General features: G+C 71.9%; 13 protein-coding genes. 7 read left to right on the forward strand and 6 right to left on the reverse strand.

Annotation, left to right across the window (positions count from 1 at the left end; all coding sequences use genetic code 11):
* Positions 1–54 precede the first annotated feature (54 nt).
* Entirely contained in the window at positions 55–1020 is a 966-nt protein-coding gene (locus ACFUC1_RS06785; RefSeq protein ID WP_379117956.1) for a DUF1996 domain-containing protein, read from the reverse strand.
* A gap of 1 nt (position 1021) precedes the next feature.
* Between ACFUC1_RS06785 and ACFUC1_RS06790 the strand changes: the two genes are divergently transcribed.
* Positions 1022–1471, forward strand: a complete 450-nt coding sequence (locus ACFUC1_RS06790) for a hypothetical protein (RefSeq protein ID WP_379117958.1) — start codon at positions 1022–1024, stop codon at positions 1469–1471.
* A gap of 41 nt (positions 1472–1512) precedes the next feature.
* On the opposite strand, the gene ACFUC1_RS06795 is transcribed toward ACFUC1_RS06790, so the two are convergent.
* Positions 1513–2547 (reverse strand): hemolysin family protein, encoded by a 1035-nt coding sequence (locus tag ACFUC1_RS06795; protein ID WP_379117960.1) that lies wholly within the window; start codon positions 2545–2547, stop codon positions 1513–1515.
* On the reverse strand, positions 2544–3908 hold the full coding sequence (locus ACFUC1_RS06800; protein ID WP_379117962.1) for a hemolysin family protein: 1365 nt from the start codon (positions 3906–3908) through the stop codon (positions 2544–2546). The genes ACFUC1_RS06795 and ACFUC1_RS06800 overlap by 4 nt, the downstream gene beginning before the upstream one ends.
* A gap of 122 nt (positions 3909–4030) precedes the next feature.
* Here ACFUC1_RS06800 and ACFUC1_RS06805 point away from each other — a divergent pair, with 122 nt between their 5' ends.
* The 5 genes from ACFUC1_RS06805 (at position 4031) to ACFUC1_RS06825 (ending at position 11138) form a co-directional block, all read left to right on the forward strand.
* On the forward strand, positions 4031–5014 hold the full coding sequence (locus tag ACFUC1_RS06805) for an ABC transporter ATP-binding protein (protein WP_379117964.1): 984 nt from the start codon (positions 4031–4033) through the stop codon (positions 5012–5014).
* On the forward strand, positions 5011–5820 hold the full coding sequence (locus ACFUC1_RS06810) for an ABC transporter permease (protein ID WP_379117966.1): 810 nt from the start codon (positions 5011–5013) through the stop codon (positions 5818–5820). Before ACFUC1_RS06805 ends, ACFUC1_RS06810 begins: the two co-directional genes overlap by 4 nt.
* Positions 5821–6107: 287 nt before the next feature.
* On the forward strand, positions 6108–10070 hold the full coding sequence (locus ACFUC1_RS06815; RefSeq protein ID WP_379117968.1) for a multifunctional oxoglutarate decarboxylase/oxoglutarate dehydrogenase thiamine pyrophosphate-binding subunit/dihydrolipoyllysine-residue succinyltransferase subunit: 3963 nt from the start codon (positions 6108–6110) through the stop codon (positions 10068–10070).
* Between the two features lie 237 nt (positions 10071–10307).
* Positions 10308–10484, forward strand: coding sequence for a DUF6104 family protein (locus tag ACFUC1_RS06820; RefSeq protein ID WP_310154928.1), 177 nt, complete (start codon positions 10308–10310; stop codon positions 10482–10484).
* Between the two features lie 3 nt (positions 10485–10487).
* Complete coding sequence (locus ACFUC1_RS06825; RefSeq protein ID WP_379117971.1) at positions 10488–11138, forward strand: GDSL-type esterase/lipase family protein; 651 nt, start codon at positions 10488–10490, stop codon at positions 11136–11138.
* A 49-nt stretch (positions 11139–11187) separates the two neighbouring features.
* Here ACFUC1_RS06825 and ACFUC1_RS06830 read toward each other — a convergent pair whose 3' ends face one another.
* Both ACFUC1_RS06830 and ACFUC1_RS06835 read right to left on the reverse strand, forming a co-directional pair.
* Positions 11188–11349 (reverse strand): hypothetical protein, encoded by a 162-nt coding sequence (locus ACFUC1_RS06830; protein WP_379117973.1) that lies wholly within the window; start codon positions 11347–11349, stop codon positions 11188–11190.
* Positions 11350–11516: 167 nt separating this feature from the next.
* Positions 11517–12488: a zinc-binding dehydrogenase gene (locus tag ACFUC1_RS06835; protein WP_379117975.1), complete on the reverse strand. Its 972-nt coding sequence runs from the start codon at positions 12486–12488 to the stop codon at positions 11517–11519.
* A 59-nt stretch (positions 12489–12547) separates the two neighbouring features.
* On the opposite strand from ACFUC1_RS06835, the gene ACFUC1_RS06840 reads away from it, so the two are divergent.
* Positions 12548–13477: a nucleotidyltransferase family protein gene (locus ACFUC1_RS06840; protein ID WP_379117977.1), complete on the forward strand. Its 930-nt coding sequence runs from the start codon at positions 12548–12550 to the stop codon at positions 13475–13477.
* A gap of 169 nt (positions 13478–13646) precedes the next feature.
* Here ACFUC1_RS06840 and ACFUC1_RS06845 read toward each other — a convergent pair whose 3' ends face one another.
* Positions 13647–15128, reverse strand: a complete 1482-nt coding sequence (locus ACFUC1_RS06845) for a DUF222 domain-containing protein (protein WP_379117979.1) — start codon at positions 15126–15128, stop codon at positions 13647–13649.
* Positions 15129–15134 lie beyond the last annotated feature (6 nt).

Consider the following 15134-nt stretch of genomic DNA (forward strand, 5'->3'; position numbering starts at 1 on the left):
GTGGCCGGGAGCGGCAGGGCCGTCCCCGCGCCGGGGGGTGCCGGTCCCCCGGCGTCAGTGCCCCATCCCCGACATCACCATCGTCGTCGAAGACGACGTCGGGGTGGGCTGCTGGAGGTTGCTGCCGTCCCACGGCGAGGTGGTGGGGTACTTCGTCATGTCGATCGTGATGGGCTCCGGGTCGTATTCCGGCCGGAACAGGGTCGTGCCGTCACGGTTCATGTCGCCGCACTCGTGCGGGTTGTTGAGGCAGGCCGAGACGAGCGCGTTCTGAACCTGGTTGTCCCAGTCGGCGAAGAAGTCGCCGTGCAGCGAGTAGATGCCGCCGCTGGCCAGGGACCAGTCCGATCCACCGTAGACACCCGGGAAGTCGACCTCGAAGGTGATCTCGGGCAGCGACACGGGGTGGTCGGCCGGGCACGTGCCGTCCGCCGCGGCATACGCCATGTGCGACTTGTGGTCCGCACTGTCGAGGTGCACGCCGTCCCAACAGCTCGGGAAGACCAGCGACGCGTGGATCTCGTGCGAGGGGTCGGCCGGGCACTGGTACATGTGCGGGCTCTCGAGCCCGCCGCTCCCGCAGTCCCACTGGACGATCGACAGCGACTGGTCCGAGGTGGCCTTGGCGTTGCCCGCGACCATCCGCAGGCCCTTCGGGAACGGCAGGACTCCCGGGCCGCGACCGCCACCGGCGCGGCGGTAGTATACGACGTTGACCTGGTCTCCCTGGTACACGGAGGTCGTGCCGTCGGCGTTCTTCCTCATGAGGGACGGCACCCAGTACGCAGAGAGGTCGCTGGTGCCCATTCCCCGGCCACAGCTCGACGGCGAGCTCGCGGAGAGGCTGGCGAGGGTGGTGTACGCGTTCGTGGACCGGTTCGCGTAGAAGGTGTGCATGTGTGAGGCGCCCGGCGCGCCGGGGAAGACGATCGGGTCGTCCTTGGCGAAGTGGTCGGCGGTGCACAGCACGTTCCACTGGGCGATGTGGTCGGAGTACACGACGCCGGTCGGGGTCGGCATCGTGCCGACCGGTGTCGTGGTCGACGACGTCGTCGACGTGGTGGTCGAGCTCGTCGACGACGTCGAGGTGGGTAAGGTGCTCGAGGACGTCGAGCTGGTGCTCGAGGTCGACGAGCTCGAGCTCGTCGACGAGGTCGTGCTCGACGTCGACGAGGTGGTGGTGGTCGGGTGGTGGTGCCTGCGCGGCGGTGGCGTGGTCCGGCGCGCGTGCGCCGCGGACCGGTCCTTCGGGTGGGCGACCGCCGCCGCGACGCCGAGGGTGGGTACGGTCAGCGCCGCGATGACGCCGAGCACGATGCCGTACCTGGGGACAGAAACTGTTCTCATGGAGAAGCCTCACGATCTCCCTGCGCGTCGGAGGCTAGCCCCTCGACCGGGCCGGCGGGCCGAAGAGGCGAGAGATTCCCCGACGTTGGGGGAGGTTCGTCCCGAGTTGTCCTCCGCCAGGTGATGGTGCCGCCCACGATGCGGACCTGCTAGCAACGGGTGCGGTCAGCGCTGGGAGGCGTCGGCGACCTCGCCGACGAGCTCCTCGATGACGTCCTCGAGGAACACGACGCCCACGTCCGAGCCCTCCGGGTCGACGACCCTGGCCAGGTGCGCCCCGGTGCGCTGCATCGTGCGCAGCACCTCCTCGACCTCGTCCGACTCCTGCACCGTCGCGAGCTTGCGCACGCGCTTGACCGGCACGGCGATGTCGCGCTCGGACTCGTCGGCATACAGGACGTCCTTGAGGTGGAGGTAACCCGCGAGCGCACCGGCCCGGTTGACGAGCGGGTACCGCGAGAAGCCCCGCTTGGCCACGAGCCGCTCGACGTCGTCCGGCGTCGCGGTCAGCGGCAGGGTGACGAGCTCGGAGAGCGGCACCGCCACGTCGACGGCGTCCTTGTCGCTGAACTCGAGGGCCGCGCCGACGAGGAACTGCTGCCCCTCCTCGATCAGCCCCTCGTGGTGGCTCTCGGCGAGGATGCTCTCGACCTCCTCGACGGTGAACGTGGAGGCGATCTCGTCCTTGGGCTCGACCCGGAAGAGCCGGACCAGCGACTTGGCGATCCGTTCCATGACGGTGATGACCGGTCGCAGGACCCGGGTGACCGACATGAGCACGGGCACGAGCAGGAGTGCCGCCCGCTCGGGGCCGGCGATGGCGAGGTTCTTGGGGATCATCTCGCCGACGACGACGTGCAGGTAGACGACGACGAGCAGGGCGAGGGCCAGGGCGAGCCCGTCCGCGACACCGGTGGGCAGGCCGAGGAGCCTGACGACCGGCTCGAGGGCGTGGTGGAGCGCGGCCTCGGAGATCGCACCGAGCAGCACCGAGCAGACGGTGATGCCGAGCTGGGCGCACGCGAGCATGGAGCCCATCTGCTCCAGCGCGTCGAGGCAGGTCCGCGCCCGCCGCGAGCCCGCCGCCGCGAGCGGCTCGAGCTGCGAGCGCCGGGCCGCCATCGCCGCGAACTCGGCGCCCACGAAGAAGGCGTTGAGCAGCAGGAGGAGCACCGTGACGACCACGGCCCAGGCGCTCATCGCCCCTCCCCCTGCCGGGTGGTGTCACCGGCAGCGGCGGCGTCGCCGTCGACGGCCGGCTCGTCCCCGCGCACCGGCACGAAGCGCAGCCGGTCGGCGCGCATGCCGTCCATCGCCACGACCGAGACCTCCCACCCGGGGATGGACACGGTGTCGCCCACCACCGGGATGCGGCCCAGCTCCGCCATGACGAAGCCGCCCGTGGTCTCGTATGCCGGCCCGTCCGGGACGTCCGCCCCGAGCCGCTCGCGGACCTCGTCCGGGCGCCACAGGCCGGGGACCGTCCAGGACCCGTCGGTGAGCTCGCGGCCGGTGGTGCGGAAGACGTCGTGCTCGTCGGACACCTCGCCGACGATCTCCTCGACGACGTCCTCGAGCGTCACGATGCCCGCGGTCCCGCCGTACTCGTCCACGACGATGGCCAGCTGCAGCCCCTGCCCGCGCAGCATGAGCAGGAGCGGGTCCAGGCGGATCGTCTCGGGGACCAGCAGCGGGGGCACCATGAGCGCCGACACCGGCACGTCGGGGCGGCGCTCGTGCGGGACGGCGATGGCCTTCTTCACGTGGACCACGCCGTCGATGTCGTCCCAGTCCTCGCCGGTGACGGGGAAGCGCGAGTGCCCGGTGCGCCGCGCGAGCCGGACGACGTCCTCGGCGGTGGCCGTGCGCTCGATCGAGGTGGCGCGGGCGCGGGGGCTCATCACGTCCGCGGCGGTCTGCTCGCCGAAGCCGAGGGACTTGGTCACGAGGCGCGCGGTGCCGGCGTCGAGGGTGCCCGCCTCGGCGGAGTGCCGGACGAGCGAGGCCAGCTCCTGCGGGGTGCGCGCCCCGGAGAGCTCCTCCTGCGGGGTGACGCCGAGGGAGCGCAGGAACAGGTTCGCCGAGCCGTTGAGCACCGCGATGAGGGGCCGGGCCACGACGGCGAACACCCGCACCGGGCCGGCGACGACCTTGGCGGTGGGCAGCGGCGCGGAGATGCCGAGGAACTGCGGCAGGAGCTCGCCGAACACCATCGAGAACAGGGTGGCGACGGTGAGGGCCAGGACCGCGGCGACGGAGTCGAGGGTGCTGCCCCGCAGCCCGAGGGCTCGCAGCGGCGTCTCCAGCAGCACGCCCAGCGACGGGGTGGCGATGAAGCCGAGGACCAGAGTCGTCAGGGTGATCCCGACCTGCGCCGCGGACAGCTGCGTCGACAGCCGCCGCAGCGAGCCCAGCACCACCGTCGCGCGCGCGTCCCCGGCGTCCGACGCCTTCTGCACCGCGGGCCGGTCGAGGGCGACGAGGCTGAACTCGGTGGCCACGAAGACCGCCGTGCCCACGGTCAGCCCGACCCCGGCGAGGACCCCCAACCACTCGGTCATAGTGCGGCCATCCTAGGGTCGCCGGCCCGGCCCGGTCGCGCCACGCCGGGGCCACAACCGGGTTGACCCTCCCCCTGCGTGAGTTGGGAGGATGCCGGCATGGCATCTGGACCGGGGGACACATGACGACCACGACGACCACGACGAGCACGGGGACCGGCGCACGCATCGACGTGCAGGACCTGACCAAGCGGTTCGGCGACTTCACCGCCGTCGACCACCTCTCCTTCTCCGTGGAGCCCGGGCGGATCACCGGCTTCCTCGGACCGAACGGCGCGGGCAAGACCACGACCCTGCGCATGCTGCTGGGCCTGATCCGCCCGTCCGGCGGCTCCGCGACCATCGACGGGCACCGCTACCAGGACATCGAGACGCCGATGTCCGTCGTCGGCTCGGCGCTGGAGGCGACGAACTTCCACCCCGGCCGCACCGGTCGCGACCACCTGCGGGTCCTGGCCGACACCGCGGGCGTCAGCACTGCGCGCGTCGACGAGATGCTCGAGCTGGTCGGCATACCGGCCGCCGCCCGCAAGCGCGCCGGCGGCTACTCGATGGGCATGCGCCAGCGCCTCGGCCTGGCCGCCGCCCTCCTCGGCGACCCCCGGGTGCTCATCCTCGACGAGCCCGCGAACGGCCTCGACCCCGAGGGCATCCGCTGGCTGCGCGGCTTCCTGCGACACCTCGCCGGCCAGGGCAAGACGATCCTGATCTCCAGCCACATGCTGCAGGAGGTCGAGCAGACCGTCGACGACGTCGTCATCATCAGCAACGGCCGCCTGGTCAAGCAGGGGGCCATGGCCGACCTGCACGGTGACAGCCAGGTCGTCGTGCGCACCTCGGACAACGACGCCCTCGCCGGTGCCCTGCGCGTCGCCGACGTCACGACCCACGTCGAGGACGGCGCCCTCATGGCCGCCACCGACGACATGCGGCTCATCGGCGACGTCGCCCTGCGCGCCGGCCTGCCGCTGTACGAGCTGCGCCAGGCCCACACCGACCTCGAGGCGCTGTTCTTCCAGCTGACCGAGGGCACCAACCGCAACCTCGGATCGGCGGCCGCTCCCGAGCGGGGCGCCCTCGCCGGGCAGGAAGGAGGCACCGAGTGAGCGCCGCCATCCGCTCGGAGTTCCGCAAGTTCTTCACGACCCGCATGTGGTGGGGCATGGCCATCGCCATGTTCGTCGCCGGCGCGGGCCTCGCCGTGGCCTTCGGCTTCCTGCTGACCACCAAGGGCGCGACCGGGGGCGGTCCCGGCGGGGGTGCGCCGACCGGCAACCCGGTGCAGGTCGCCAACAGCGTCTACACCGGCTACCTCAGCATCGGCTACCTGCTCACCCTGGTCATCGGCGTCATGCAGATCGGCTCGGAGTACCGGCACAAGACCATCACGAGCACCTTCCTCGGCACGCCCCGGCGCGGTCGGGTCATGGGCGCCAAGGTGGTCGCGCTGCTCGGCATCGGCGCCCTCTATGGGCTGCTCTCGCTCGTGGGCTCCGTCGTCGCGGGTGCGATCGTGCTCAACGCCCGCGGGGCCGACGCGTTCCCGGGCACCGAGATCCTGCGCTCGCTGGCCCTGAGCCTGCTGGTCCTCGGGCTCTGGGCCCTCATCGGCCTCGGCGCCGGGATCCTCATCCCCAACCAGGTGGCTGCGCTGCTCATCTCGGTGGGCGTGGCGTGGATCCTCGAGCCGATCGCCGGCGTGCTGCTGGGCCTGTGGCAGTTCGGGCGCGAGCACATCGTCCCGTACCTGCCGACCCAGGCCACGAACGCGATCGTCAGCGGCGTCACGCAGACGGGCGCGAACGCGGTGAAGCCGCTGTCCTGGTGGGTGGCCGCCCTCGTCCTCGCCGCGTATGCCGTGGTGCTGGCCGGCTTCGGCTCGTGGCGGACCGCGCGCAGCGACATCAGCTGAGCCTGGGTCACCCCTCTTCGGCGCCTCTTCGGCCGCACTTCGGGCCACTCGGCCCCCGTCCCACACCAGGGATCGGGGGCTCGGTGGCCCGAAGTCGTGTCCCACGGCAGGCGCGACGTCGTGTCCCCCCGGCAGACCCGTCGTGAGCCCTGGGCACACCCGGACGAACGTGTCCGACGCCGCACGAAACGGGTCCATCCCACCGCAGCGGTGAGCAGGCGGCAGGGCTAGGCTGGGACGTATCCATGTGAGCGTCCGTGCCTACCCGTGAAAGAGGCGTATCCGCCGTGCCCGACCAGTCCCCGACCAACGACCCCCTGGCGGCCTTCGGGCCGAACGAGTGGCTCGTGGACGAGCTGTATGAGCAGTACAAGCAGGACCGCAACCAGGTCGACAAGGCGTGGTGGTCCTTCTTCGAGGGCTACGAGCCGGGTTCGGGCAGCGAGGGGAACGGCGCGGGGTCCAACGGCTCCGCCAACGGCCGGTCCGCCGGCACCTCCGCTCCCGCGGCCGCCACCCCGGCCCAGCCGGCAGCTGCCGCGCCGGCCGCTCCCGCACCTGCAGCCGCACCCGCTGCCCAGCCGGCCGCGGCGCCCCGGTCCGCACCCGCCGCCGCGCAGCCCGCCCCCGCCGCGCAGCCCGCCGCCAGGGAGGCCGCCGTGAGCAGCACCGGCCTGCGCCCCGCCAGCCTCGCCCCGGCGTCCGACAAGCCCGCCGCCGACCAGGCAGCTGCCGACAAGGCTCCTGCCGCCCGCAGCGAGGAGAAGGGCGAGGCCCCGGTCAAGGAGACGCCCAAGCCGCGCGACCCCGAGCGCCCCAAGGAGACCGGCACCGTCCACCAGGACGAGGTCAAGCCGCTGCGCGGCGCCAGCGCCCGGGTCGTCACCAACATGGAGACCTCGCTGAGCGTCCCGACGGCCACGAGCGTGCGCGCCGTCCCGGCCAAGCTGCTCATCGACAACCGCGTCGTCATCAACAACCACCTCGCCCGCTCGCGCGGCGGCAAGGTGTCGTTCACGCACATCATCGGCTACGCCCTGGTCAAGGCACTGGGCCACATGCCCGAGATGAACAACGGGTACACCGAGGAGAACGGCAAGCCCGCGCTCGTCGTCCCGGGCCACGTCAACCTCGGCCTCGCGATCGACCTCGCCAAGCCGGACGGCACCCGCCAGCTGCTCGTGCCGAGCATCAAGGCCGCCGAGACGATGGACTTCGCCCACTTCTGGTCGGCCTACGAGGACGTCGTCCGCAAGGCCCGCAGCGGCAAGCTCACGGTCGAGGACTTCCAGGGCACGACCATCTCGCTGACCAACCCCGGCACCATCGGCACCGTGCACTCCGTGCCGCGGCTCATGTCCGGCCAGGGCGCGATCATCGGCGTCGGCGCGCTGGAGTACCCCGCCGAGTGGCAGGGCGCGAGCCAGGAGACGATCAACCGCAACGCCGTCAGCAAGATCCTCACGCTGACGAGCACCTACGACCACCGCATCATCCAGGGCGCGCAGTCCGGCGACTTCCTGCGGATCGTGCACCAGCTGCTGCTCGGCGAGAACGGCTTCTACGACGAGATCTTCGAGTCGCTGCGCCTGCCGTACGAGCCGGTCCGCTGGGTCCAGGACATCTCGGCCCACCACGACGACGACGTCAACAAGACGGCGCGCGTGCAGGAGCTGATCCACGCCTACCGCGTGCGCGGCCACCTCATGGCCGACACCGACCCGCTGGAGTACCGCCAGCGCCGCCACCCCGACCTCGACGTCACCAGCCACGGGCTGACCCTGTGGGACCTCGAGCGCGACTTCGCGACCGGGGGCTTCGGCGGTGCGCCGATGCTGCGGCTGCGCAAGATCCTCGGCATCCTGCGCGACTCCTACTGCCGCACCATCGGCACCGAGTACATGCACATCCAAGACCCGGAGCAGCGCCGCTGGCTCCAGTCCAAGATCGAGGTCGGCTACGCCAAGCCCGGCCCCGACGAGCAGCTGCGGATCCTGCGCCGCCTCAACGCCGCCGAGGCGTTCGAGACCTTCCTGCAGACCAAGTTCGTGGGACAGAAGCGGTTCAGCCTCGAGGGCGGCGAGTCCGTCATCGCGCTGCTCGACCGCATCCTGTGCCGCGCGGCCGCGGACCGCATGGACGAGGTCTGCATCGGCATGCCGCACCGCGGTCGGCTCAACGTGCTGGCCAACATCGCGGGCAAGTCCTATGGGCAGATCTTCCGTGAGTTCGAGGGTCGGCAGGACCCCAAGTCGGTCCAGGGCTCCGGTGACGTCAAGTACCACCTCGGCACCGAGGGCGAGTTCGTCGCGGAGGACGGCAGCAAGACCAAGGTCTACCTCGCCGCGAACCCCTCCCACCTCGAGGCCGTCAACCCGGTGCTCGAGGGGATCGCCCGGGCCAAGCAGGACCGGCTCGACCTCGCGGGCGAGGACTTCACCGTGCTGCCGCTGCTGCTGCACGGTGACGCGGCGTTCGCCGGGCAGGGTGTCGTCGCCGAGACCCTGAACCTGTCGCAGCTGCGCGGCTACCGCACCGGCGGGACGATCCACATCGTCATCAACAACCAGGTCGGGTTCACGACCTCGCCGTCGGCCTCGCGGTCCTCGACCTACTCCACCGATGTCGCCCGGATGATCCAGGCGCCGATCTTCCACGTGAACGGCGACGACCCCGAGGCCTGCGTCCGGGTCGCCGAGCTCGCGTACGAGTTCCGGCAGGAGTTCAACAAGGACGTCGTCATCGACATGGTGTGCTACCGCCGTCGTGGCCACAACGAGGGCGACGACCCGTCGATGACCCAGCCGCTCATGTACAACCTCATCGAGGCCAAGCGCTCGGTCCGCAAGCTGTACACCGAGGCCCTCATCGGCCGCGGCGACATCAGCCAGGAGGACGCCGAGGCGGCGCTGCGCGACTACCAGCAGCAGCTCGAGCGGGTGTTCGTCGAGACCAAGGAGGCGCTCAAGGCGCCGGCCGAGCCCGCGCAGGACGCGACGAAGGCCGGCACCGACGCCGAGGGCCACTCGGGCCTCGAGCCGCCGAGCGCGCAGTCGGCCGACACCACCACCCGGTCCGCGACCGACACCGCCATCCCGGTCGACCAGCTCCAGCACATCGGTGACGCGTTCGTGAACCCGCCGGCCGGCTTCACGATCCACCCGAAGCTGGCGCAGGCCATGGAGAAGCGCGCCGAGTCGGTCCGCAAGGGCGGCATCGACTGGGCGACCGGTGAGCTCCTGGCCTTCGGCTCGCTGCTCATGGAGGGCACCCCGGTCCGCCTCGCCGGCCAGGACAGCCGCCGCGGCACGTTCGTCCAGCGCCACGCCGTGCTCATCGACAAGACCACGGCCGAGGAGTGGACGCCGCTGCTCTACCTCGGCGAGGGCCAGGCCCGGTTCTGGGTCTACGACTCGCTGCTGTCCGAGTTCGCGGCCATGGGCTTCGAGTACGGCTACTCGGTCGAGCGGCCCGACGCCCTCGTGCTGTGGGAGGCGCAGTTCGGCGACTTCTTCAACGGCGCCCAGACGATCGTCGACGAGTTCGTGTCGTCCTCGGAGCAGAAGTGGGGCCAGCGCTCGTCCGTCGTCCTGCTGCTCCCCCACGGCTACGAGGGCCAGGGCCCGGACCACTCCTCCGCGCGCATCGAGCGGTTCCTGCAGATGTTCGCCGAGGACAACATGACAATCGCCTACCCGTCGACGCCGGCGAGCTACTTCCACCTGCTGCGTCGCCAGGCGTACGCCCGCCCGCGCCGCCCGCTCATCGTCTTCACCCCGAAGTCGATGCTGCGGCTCAAGGCCGCTGCGAGCATGCCGGAGGACTTCACCTCGGGGACGTTCCGCCCGGTCCTGCCCGACCGTGCGCAGCTCGACGCGTCGGCCGTGACCCGGGTTCTGCTCGCCAGTGGCAAGGTGGTCTACGACCTCGAGGCCGCCCGCGACAAGGCCGGCGACACCGCCACGGCGATCGTCCGGGTGGAGCAGCTCGCCCCGCTGCCGGCCGCCGAGATCGCCGCCGAGCTCGCGAAGTACCCGAACGCCGAGATCGTCTGGGTGCAGGACGAGCCGCGCAACCAGGGTGCGTGGCCGTTCATGGCGCTCAACCTGCCGCAGGCCCTCGCCGAGCTCGGCGAGACCCGCCCGCTCAGCGTGGTGTCGCGCAAGGCCTCGGCCTCGCCGGCGACCGGCTCGAGCAAGCGGCACGCCGAGCAGCAGGCCGAGCTCGTGGCGGCGGCCTTCGCCCGCTGACCCGAGGCTCCTCACGGAGGGAGGCGACCCGGTCCGCCGGCGTCGCCTCCCTGCGCAAAACGGCAGTTGCTGACGTGAAACGGCGGGTTGTCTCCCCCGTTTCACGCCAGCAACTGCCGTTTTGCGTTTCGGGTGGGTGGGCGCGTGGCCGCAGGGACCGCGACGCCGCGCACAGCGTGGGCGGTATGCCGCGTGCCTGACGCAAGTGCGCAGGTCACCTCCCGTAGCCTTGCAGCCGTGTACTTCACCGACCGTGGCATCGAGGAGCTGGCTGCTCGCCGTGGCGAGGAGGAGGTCACCTTCGAGTGGCTCGCCGACCAGCTGCGCACGTTCGTGGACCTCAACCCCGAATTCGAGACCCCCGTCGAGCGGCTGGCCACCTGGCTGGCCCGACTCGACGACGACGAGGACTGACGCGTGAGCGAACCGACCTTCACCCCGAGCGCCGAGTTCCAGGTGTCCACCGAGGGGCAGCGCGACGTCGCCCTGGTGTTCCTCGGCGCATCCATGGTGGCGGGGGTCGGCGACCCCAAGGGCCAGGGCTGGGTGACCAGGGTCGTCGGGCGCACGCAGCACCCGGACCTGGCCCTCACGGCATACAACCTCGGGGTCCGTGGTGACACCACGGCGGACCTGCTCGGGCGCTGGAAGGCCGAGTGCGCACCGCGCTGGGCCGGCCGGTCCGAGAAGCGGCTGGTCGTCTCGATCGGCGGCAACGACGCGGCAGCCGGCGTCTCGCTGGCCCGGCACCGCCTCAACCTGGCCAACATCCTCGACGACGCGGCGAGCGCGGGCATCGGGACCTTCGTGGTCAGCCCGGCACCCACCGACGACGCGGAGGTCAACGAGAAGCTCGACGTCCTGGTCGAGGCGCAGGGCGACGTGTGCTCGCGGCGGGGGGTGCCGTTCGTCGACTGCTTCAGCCCGCTCCTGGGGCACGAGCAGTGGCAGAGCGACCTCGCGGCCAGCTCCGTGCCGCACCACCCGGGGCAGGCCGGATACGGCCTCATCGCGTGGCTCGTGCTGCACAACGGCTGGTACGACTGGCTGCAGATCAGCCCCCGCTGAGGGCGTTGTACGGCTCAGAGGGGTCGTCCGGTCAGAGCGCGTCGTCCGGTCAGAGCGCGTCGTCGGCGAGGTCCTTGAGTGCCTTGAGGGTCTCGCGGGTGGTGCGCTGCCCGTCCTCCCACGGCTCGATGATGGCGCGCATCTCGTCGCCGAGGTGGGGGTGGCGCCCGGCGCCGGACGTGGAGGCAGGCGTCGCCGGTTTGGTCCGCATCAAGCGAGTCCACCGGGGGTCGATCACCTCGTCCGGTGAGTGTGGCTGGTGCGGGTGCTCGCTCATGCTCCCTTGATACGCCGGATTCCTGAACGGCGCCTGAACGATTCGGGGGTCGACCCGGGGCAGATCGGACCAAACCGGCGCGCGCGGACGCGCACCTGCGGTCACGAGACGGTGAAGACGACCTTGCCGAAGACGTCGCCGCGCGCCATCCGCTCGAACCCGGTGCGCGCGTCGGCGAGCGGCAGGACGCAGTCGACGACCGGCTCGATCCCCCGCTGCACCACGAACCGCGCCAGCCGCTCCAGCTCGAGCCGGGTGCCCATGGTGGAGCCGACGACCCGCAGCTGCCTGAAGAAGATCTTGGTCAGCTCCGCCTTGGGCGGGGCGTCACCTGAGGTCGCCCCGGAGATGACGATCGTGCCCCCGGGGTTCAGGGAGTTGACCGAGTGCGACCAGGTCGCCGCCCCGACGGTCTCCATGACGGCGTCGACCCGCTCGGGCAGCCGCTCGCCGTTCCCGAACGCCCGGTCCGCGCCGATCTCGAGCGCGCGCTGCCCCTTGGACTCGTCGCGCGAGGTGACCCACATGCGGTAGCCGGCAGCCGCGCCCAGCTGCACCAGGGCGGTGGCCACCCCGCCGCCGGCACCCTGCACGAGGACGGTGGCGCCCGGGGTGAGCCCGGCGTTGGTGAAGAGCATCCGGTATGCCGTGAGCCAGGCCGTGGAGAGGCAGGCGGCGTGCTCCCAGGACAGGCCCTCGGGCTTGGGCACCAGGTTGTGCCGCGGCAGCGCCACCTTCTCGGCCAGGGTCCCGTCGTGCAGCTCGGACAGCAGCGTGCGCCGGGGGTCGAGGGTCTCGTCGCCCTGCCAGCCGTCGCTGGGCACGACGGCGTGGACGATGACCTCGTTGCCGTCCTCGTCGACCCCGGCGCCGTCACAGCCCAGGACCATCGGCAGCCGGTCGGCCGGGAGGCCCACGCCCTTGAGCGACCAGACGTCGTGGTGGTTCAGGCCCGCGGTCCGCAGCGTGACCGTGGTCCATCCCTCCCGCGGCGTGGGGTCGGGACGCTCCCCCACCTCCAGGCCGGACAGCGGGTCGTCGGGTGACTGGGACTTCGCGTAGACGGCGAGCATGGGTCGACCCTAGTGCGACCGGGCACTTGCGCACCGTGGCCGGTGTCATACTCGCGCGGGTGACGCAGGGTGACCTGGAGCAGCACACGGAGCTCCACACGGACGAGGCCGTGCTGCTCGCCCACGCCCTCGTCGCGCGGCTTGCCGAGAAGGCGGCCGCCCGGGCTCTCTTCATCAAGGGACCCACTGCCGTCGCCCTCGGTGTCCGGCCGGCACGCCCCTCAGGTGACGTCGACGTGCTGGTCGAGCCCGCCTCGTTCGAGGCCGTGTGCCGGGCGATGGAGTCGGCCGGCTGGCAGCTCCGATCGTGGCTCGGAGCCCTCCGGTATGCCGGCGAGTTCGCCTTCGACCACTCCGCGCACTACATCCACCCCGAGTGGCCGTGCGACGTCGACGTCCACTACAACTTCCCCGGCTTCCTCGCCGACCCGGCAGCGGTGTTCGACGCCCTGTGGTCGCGCCGCATTGAGGTCGAGATCGCGGGCCGGCAGGTGCAGTCACCGGATCACCTGGGCCAGGCGCTCGTCGTGGCGCTGCACGCCCTCCGCGACCCCGAGAGGCCCCAGAGCAGGGCGGACCTGGCCCACATCGCAGCCGCTGCGGACGACTGGCCTCCGACGGCGTCGAGCGAACTGGCCGACCTCGCGGCAGCGACCGGAGCGGCGGGCTCGGCCGCACCGCTGCTCGCGGCCCTGGGCACGGCGGCCGCCGACGACCCGTCGCTGGCGCCACGGCTGGCCGACTGGCATGCCCGGCAACGTGGCTTCGGCCGCTCGACCATGTGGCTCGTCGAGCTTCGCCGCACGCCGTGGAAGGACAGGCCGGCGACCCTTCGTCGAGCCCTGGTGCCGCCGCCCGAGTACCTCGTCAGCTCGCATGAGGCACGAACCCTCACGCGGAGCCGGCTGTGGTCCCTGCACGCGCGGCGCTGGGCCCGGGGTCTGGTCTCCCTGCCGCGGGCGCTCGCACGTTTCGCCGGACTCCGCTGACCACTGAACGCCTGCCACCCGCCACCCGAGAGCGCCTCACCTGGACGCCGCGGACGCTGGCACGCGTCCTCCGACTCCCCTCACCCCTGACGTTCCGCCCACTCTCGCGCCGCCAGGCGAACCGCGGACATGCCGAGATCCCCACCGTCCGGGGGGGTCCAAGGCGGGGTCATGGTCGGGGCGGCGTCCCGTCGCTCTTGCGGCCCGCGCGGAACTCCTCGAGGTGCGCGTCGTAGGAGTCAGGCCTGAGGTCCCACACCACCCGTGGGCCGTGCGGGCCTGCCTCGACCCGACCGCCGAGGCGTTCCCGGTGGACGACCGTGTGGTGGGCGCGGCACAGCAGCGCGGCGTTGTCGACGTCGCTCGGCCCGTCGTCCGCCCAGTGGATGAGGTGGTGACCGTCCGCCCAGGCTGGCGGCTTCGAGCAGCCAGGAAAGGTGCATCGCTTGTCTCGTTGCCACAGGTGGCGGAGCTGCGGCCGGGTGAACAACCGCACCGCCTGGCCCTGCTCGAGCACCTCACCGTGGCTGCCCAGCACCGCAGGGACGACGTGGGCGTCACAGGCCAGTCGCCTCACCGTGTCGACCGTGACGTGCGAGCCGTCCGGCAGGACACCGGCGCCTCGACATCGCCTCTGGAGGACCTCCAACGGCACGGTGACGGTCAGCATCGTCTTGGGCTGCTTGGGCTGGCCGTCCGGCGCGGAGACAGCGCGTCGGACGAGGTCGACCAGGGCGTCGGCCCGCCGGGCGGCCGGCGTGCGCGGGTCGTGCTCCCCTGTGTCGGCGTCAGGCTTGGGCTTGGCCAGGACGTCCACTGCCGCGTCGACGACCGCGGCCGCTTCCTCGTCGAGCAGCAGGGTGTACCTGGAGAGCCCGCACGGACCCTTGCTCTTCACCAGGGACTGATGGGCCCGACGCACGTCTGCCTCGTGCTCGACGAGCCGGTCGGGGCGCAGAAGGTCCGCGGTGCGCCGGACGGCGATGCCGACGTCCTTCTCCGACAGGCCGTGCGGCCCGCACGAGTCCTGCAGCAGGAGCCGGGTGGCGCCTTCGAGCTGGGCCGGGTCGGCGAGCCCGCGCACCCCCGTGTTGAAGCGAACGAGCTGCGCGGCCTTGCCCACGGGAAGGACCGCGTCAGAGCCCCAACATGCCGCCTCACCCTCTTCGCGATCACGCGACGTGGCATCCGCGCCAGAGCCGTCAGTGCCCGAGCCGTCGATGCACGAGCCGCCCACGGCCGCGCCGTCCTCGCCCGGGTCGTCGGGCCGCGCCCCTGCACGCACCGCCTCGACCACTGCCTCCAGCCGCAGGTCGCCCACCGCGCTCGCCACGGCGTGCGCGTCCAGCAACGTGCGCGTCGGCAGCATCGGCGCGTGCGCACGCGCCCAGTCGAGCAGGTCCCACCCCTGGCTGGACCCCAGGCTGCGTTGCCTGGCCTCGGCCAGCACGGTGACGAGGAGGGCCGAGGTCGCCGTGGCCAGGTCGGCCAGGCTGGTCAGCGAGTCGCAGACCTCCTCGTCGGACAGCGCCCAGATGCGCTCCGGCACCGATCCACGCACCGCCGCGAGTCCAGCCCGCACGCCGCCCAGCACGGGCCGACCCGCCGGGGCCAGCTCCCGGTGCGGGAGGACGTGCGGGGTGATCGCCATGAACCA

This window comes from Pedococcus sp. NPDC057267, from assembly GCF_042668795.1.
Taxonomy (GTDB): Bacteria; Actinomycetota; Actinomycetes; order Actinomycetales; family Dermatophilaceae; genus Pedococcus.

What these genes read in the sequence shown, in the direction of transcription:
- ACFUC1_RS06785 (WP_379117956.1), bottom strand. Translation starts at nt 1,020, where the DNA reads ATGCCGACCCCGACCGGCGTCGTGTACTCCGACCACATCGCCCAGTGG.
- ACFUC1_RS06795 (WP_379117960.1), bottom strand. Translation starts at nt 2,547, where the DNA reads ATGAGCGCCTGGGCCGTGGTCGTCACGGTGCTCCTCCTGCTGCTCAAC.
- ACFUC1_RS06800 (WP_379117962.1), bottom strand. Translation starts at nt 3,908, where the DNA reads ATGACCGAGTGGTTGGGGGTCCTCGCCGGGGTCGGGCTGACCGTGGGC.
- ACFUC1_RS06805 (WP_379117964.1), top strand. Translation starts at nt 4,031, where the DNA reads ATGACGACCACGACGACCACGACGAGCACGGGGACCGGCGCACGCATC.
- ACFUC1_RS06830 (WP_379117973.1), bottom strand. Translation starts at nt 11,349, where the DNA reads ATGCGGACCAAACCGGCGACGCCTGCCTCCACGTCCGGCGCCGGGCGC.
- ACFUC1_RS06835 (WP_379117975.1), bottom strand. Translation starts at nt 12,488, where the DNA reads ATGCTCGCCGTCTACGCGAAGTCCCAGTCACCCGACGACCCGCTGTCC.
- ACFUC1_RS06845 (WP_379117979.1), bottom strand. Translation starts at nt 15,128, where the DNA reads ATGGCGATCACCCCGCACGTCCTCCCGCACCGGGAGCTGGCCCCGGCG.